The following is a 4,108-nucleotide window of genomic DNA, read 5'->3' as shown; positions in this document are numbered from 1 at the left end:
CATGGGCGCTGCGGTATGGCGCCACGTTAGCAACAGCCACTTCAAGGGCGCCCGGTGTACGCGGTCAATCCGAAGTATCGCGAGCTTGACGGCGAGCCGGTCTTTGTACGCGCAGCCGATTTGCCGACTGTGCCCGAACTGGCCGTGATCTGCACGCCACCGGCCACAGTGGCAAGCCTGATCGAGGAGATGGGGACACTTGACACGCGCGCTGCGGTGATGCTGACTGACGGGTTGGACATTGCGCAGAAAGCAGCCATGCTTGCAGCCGTCCGTCCTCACCTGCTGCGCATCCTGGGGCCGGATTGCAGCGGCCTGCTGCCCCCCACATCGGCCTGAACGCCAGCTTCGTTCCCACGGATGCGTTAAACGGCGAGTTTGCGTTTGTGTCCCAATCGGACGCGCTGGTTGCGGTGATTCTCGACTGGGCGCGTGCGCGAGCCATCGGGTTTTCGCACGTGGTTTCGCTGGGATCGCAGGCCGATGTGGATCTGGGCGACATGCTGGACTATCTGGGCAGCGATTCCAGGACCCGTGCCATCGTGGTCTACATCGAAGCCATCGAGTCGCCGCGCAAATTCATGTCGGCGGCGCGCGCCGCAGCACGCAACAAGCCGGTGATCGTCGTCAAGTCCAGGCGTTCGCCCCAAGGCCAGCAGGCGGCAGCCTCGCACACCGGCGCACGGGCCGGCTCTGACATGGTCTATAACCCGGGGAACTGGAGCATCTTGATCGTGCGCTGGCGCAGTTCGAGTCCTACTGCACCGTCACCCAAAGCATCAGCCAGAGCATTCCCGTCACACTGCAGGTGTTTGACAGCACTGGAACACAGCTCCGATAACACCCGCTCAACCCTCAGGAGACGCCATGAAAACCGCCCACGACCTCGTTGCCGCCGCCAAAACCCGCGTGCAGGAAATTCCCATCGCCAATGCCGATCAGGCCATCGGTGAAGCCGGCTTGCTGCTTGACGTGCGCGAGGCCGAAGAATACGCCGCCGGCCACCTGAATGGCGCGGTGCACATCTCGCGCGGCATGCTGGAGTTCAAGTTCAGCGGCGACCCCGCGCTGCAGCCGCGCGACCTCAAGATCGTGCTGTATTGCAAGACCAGCGGCCGCGCCGCGCTCTGTGCCGTCGCCCTGCATGAGATGGGTTATCTGAACGTGCAGTCCCTGGCGGGCGGATTTGATGCCTGGGTGTCCGCTGGCAAGCCGGTGGTCAAGCCGCAGCCGCCATCGTTCGAGTAAACCGCTTGCGCAGGGCGCATTCAGCGGAGCGTTGCCGTGGGATGGATCAACCTAAATGCTATTGGGCTTTTGGCGCCCGTATTCATTGCGCAACCGCCTGTTTTGATGTAAAAATTATAAAAATATAGCGCGTCCACGGTGCGCATCTCCCAATCGGCGCAGCCCAGTTCGTAAGGGGTTTGCCCTTGACAAACAGAAGTCGTTTTTAGAGGCTGTGCCCCTCGCCGGCTTGCTCGAAGGTGTGGCCGTCACGGATGTGATAAATCCGCTTGAACGTCGGGATAATTTTTTCGTCATGGGTCACCACGATGATGGCGGTCTGCGCTTGCCCGGCCATCTGGTTCAGGATACGCATGACGGCCAAAGCGCGTTCGCTGTCCAGCGGCGCGGTGGGTTCGTCAGCCAGAATCACTGGCGGACGATTGGCCAGGGCGCGCGCAATCGAGACGCGTTGTTGCTCGCCGCCCGACAGCTGCGAAGGCTCGGCCTTGGCGCGGTGGGCCACGTCCAGCGCGATCAGCAGCGCCAGCGCCCGGCGCCTGGCCTCGACGTTGGCCATGCCGGCCAGCATGGGCAGCAGGGCGACGTTGTCGGTCACGTCCAGAAACGGTATCAGGTACGGCGCCTGAAACACAAAGCCGATGCGGTCACGCCGTAGCGCACGCAGGTCGGAGGTGGTCCAGCCGTTGTCATAAATCAGTTCGTTACCCAGCGTCATGCGGCCCGCCGTGGGCTCGATGATGGCGCCCAGGCATTTGAGCAGCGTGCTTTTTCCCGAACCCGAGGGGCCGACCAGCCCGACGACTTCGCCGGGGCCCACCGTCATGTTGACGTTTTTGAGCGCCTCAACGGCGGTGTCGCCTTGGCCGTAGACCTTGCGCAGGCCTTCGATCAGGATGCCGCCGGGGCGGGTGGGCTGTGTCATGGCGTTCATAGGAATTTAGCCGATGGCGGTGGCCGGATCGATTTGGAGCGCCGCGCGAATCGCCAGCGTGCTGGCCAGCGCGCAGATCAGCATCGTGGCGGCCAGCCCCGTCAAGGCGTCCTGGGTGAGCAACAGCACGAATTTAGGGAAGACCGGCGCCCAGAACGTGGCGGCCACCTTCCCGACCACAAAACCGATCAACCCCAGGCCCAACGCCTGCTGCAGGATCATGCCGGCGATGGTGCGGTTGCGCGTGCCAATCAGCTTGAGCACCGCGATCTCACGGATCTTGCCCAGCGTCATGGTGTAAACGATGAAGGCCACGATGGCGGCGCTGACCACCGCCAGAATTGCCAAAAACATGCCAATCTGTCTGGCCGAGGTGGCGATCAGCTTGGCCACCAGAATCTCTTCCATGCCCTCGCGTGTAAACACCTGCAAGTGCTTCCAGCGGCGAATCGGCTCGGCTACCTGTTCGGCATTGAACCCGGTCGCCAGCTGCACCAGCACAGCATTGACGTTGTGGCTGCTGGTTTGCAAGGCCTGCACCGCATCCAGCAGACTGGGCACGCCAGGGCGGTTGAAGGCCGGGTTATTGACGATGCGGGTGCGGTCGTTTTGAATCGCATCGTTGTCTTTCAAAAACTGCGCTTCCTGCGCGTCCTTAAGCGGGATAAACACCATCGGATCTCCGCCCGACGACACCATGCGCTGCGTCAGCCCTACTACGGTGTAGTCGTGGCGGCGGATGCGGATGTGCTGGCCCAAAAAAAAGCCGGCTTTGATGTCGGCCACGGCCTCGTAATGGCTGCGCGTGAGTTGGCGGCCCGCCACCAAGTAGCCCGGCGCACCGGGCCCGTCGGGCTCGATGCCGACCACCATGGCGCGCGTTTCGCCGCCATCGTCGTTGCTCACCTGCATCGTGAAGTAGGTCACGTTGGCCGCCTGCGCCACGCCCGGCATGCCCCGCACGCTGCGCACCACGTCGTCCTTCAGGCTCGACGATTCGGCATAGGGGCCCTGCGTGTCTTTTTGCACCACCCACAAATCAGCCTGGCTGTTGGTGAGCAGCGCCTGCGCGTCATCGACCATGCCCCGGTACACCCCGGCCATGGTCAGCGTCACGCCGATCAGCAAGCCCAGGCCCAGGCCGGTGAGTACAAACTTGCCCCAACTGTGGGCAATATCGCGCCCAGCCAGGCTGATCATGGGGTGTCTCTTGCGGGGCTGGTTTTGCCGTTCACCAGCGCATCGACCACCTGCACGCGGGCGCCAGCACTCAAGGCTTTCTGGCTGTACACCACCACCACATCACCGGCTTTCAACCCGTCAAGCACCTGTACTTGGCCATCAAGGCTGCTGGCGCCCAACTTCACGGACGCGAACGCCGGCTTGCCGCCTTCAATCCGCCACACGCCGGTCTGACCCTGCTGGCGCTGAATGCTGGCGCTGGGAATCAGCAGCGACATCGGAGTTTCAGGCAGTTGCAGCGTGACCTCGGCCAATTCACCGATCGACGCGCCAGCGGCGGCGGCGAACCCCACTTGCGAGATGCGCTCTTCAGTAACGCTGTCGGCCAGCAACTCAACCCGCGCGACCTGGCCAGCCAAGGGTGTATCCGGGCGTGAACGCAACACGATTTGCGCGGACAGGCCGGGCACAAGACCAGCCGAACGCCCCTGGTCCACCCGCAGCCTGACCTACAGGCTGGCCGGGTCGATCATCCGTAGCACCGGCTGGCCGGCCACCACCGTGCTGCCGGCTTCGGCGTCGCGGCTGGTCACCACACCGTCGCCCGGAGCCAGCAGGCGAACGTTGCCGCGTTGCTGCGCCAACGCGGCACGTTCGGCCCGCTGCCGCAGTACGTCCTGGCCCGCGCCGCCCAGGTTGGCTTGCGCGGCCTGCAGCGCAGCGTCGGCCGAGGCTTTTTCCTGC

General features: G+C 63.8%; 7 protein-coding genes. 3 read left to right on the top strand and 4 right to left on the bottom strand.

Annotated elements, in window-relative coordinates; all coding sequences use genetic code 11:
- Positions 1 to 54 precede the first annotated feature (54 nt).
- Genes HHJ19_RS18095 through HHJ19_RS17270 form a run of 3 tightly spaced genes read left to right on the top strand, consistent with a single transcriptional unit; the run spans position 55 to position 1,248 of the window.
- Complete coding sequence (locus tag HHJ19_RS18095) at positions 55 to 339, top strand: CoA-binding protein (protein WP_366929423.1); 285 nt, start codon at positions 55 to 57, stop codon at positions 337 to 339.
- 47 nt (positions 340 to 386) lie between these two features.
- The gene (locus tag HHJ19_RS18090) at positions 387 to 953 is read left to right on the top strand and encodes a hypothetical protein (protein ID WP_366929424.1); all 567 of its coding nucleotides are present in this window, start codon (positions 387 to 389) and stop codon (positions 951 to 953) included.
- On the top strand, positions 868 to 1,248 hold the full coding sequence (locus HHJ19_RS17270; RefSeq protein ID WP_296909092.1) for a rhodanese-like domain-containing protein: 381 nt from the start codon (positions 868 to 870) through the stop codon (positions 1,246 to 1,248). Before HHJ19_RS18090 ends, HHJ19_RS17270 begins: the two co-directional genes overlap by 86 nt.
- Positions 1,249 to 1,453: 205 nt before the next feature.
- On the opposite strand, the gene HHJ19_RS17265 is transcribed toward HHJ19_RS17270, so the two are convergent.
- The 4 genes from HHJ19_RS17265 to HHJ19_RS17250 all read right to left on the bottom strand — a co-directional run.
- Positions 1,454 to 2,182 (bottom strand): ABC transporter ATP-binding protein, encoded by a 729-nt coding sequence (locus HHJ19_RS17265; protein WP_296909091.1) that lies wholly within the window; start codon positions 2,180 to 2,182, stop codon positions 1,454 to 1,456.
- A 6-nt stretch (positions 2,183 to 2,188) separates the two neighbouring features.
- A complete protein-coding gene (locus tag HHJ19_RS17260) occupies positions 2,189 to 3,382 on the bottom strand; it encodes an ABC transporter permease (protein WP_296909090.1) in 1,194 nt (397 codons plus the stop codon).
- Positions 3,379 to 3,783 (bottom strand): hypothetical protein, encoded by a 405-nt coding sequence (locus HHJ19_RS17255; protein ID WP_296909089.1) that lies wholly within the window; start codon positions 3,781 to 3,783, stop codon positions 3,379 to 3,381. Before HHJ19_RS17255 ends, HHJ19_RS17260 begins: the two co-directional genes overlap by 4 nt.
- A 90-nt stretch (positions 3,784 to 3,873) precedes the next feature.
- Positions 3,874 to 4,108 (bottom strand): HlyD family efflux transporter periplasmic adaptor subunit (locus HHJ19_RS17250; protein ID WP_366929422.1); only part of this gene is annotated, 235 nt, incomplete at its 5' end.

The sequence above is a fragment of the Polaromonas sp. genome (genome assembly GCF_012927415.1).
Classification (GTDB): domain Bacteria; phylum Pseudomonadota; class Gammaproteobacteria; order Burkholderiales; family Burkholderiaceae_C; genus Polaromonas.
Note: the sequence above shows the minus strand (reverse complement) of the source record. Positions and strands in the feature narration are given on the sequence as shown.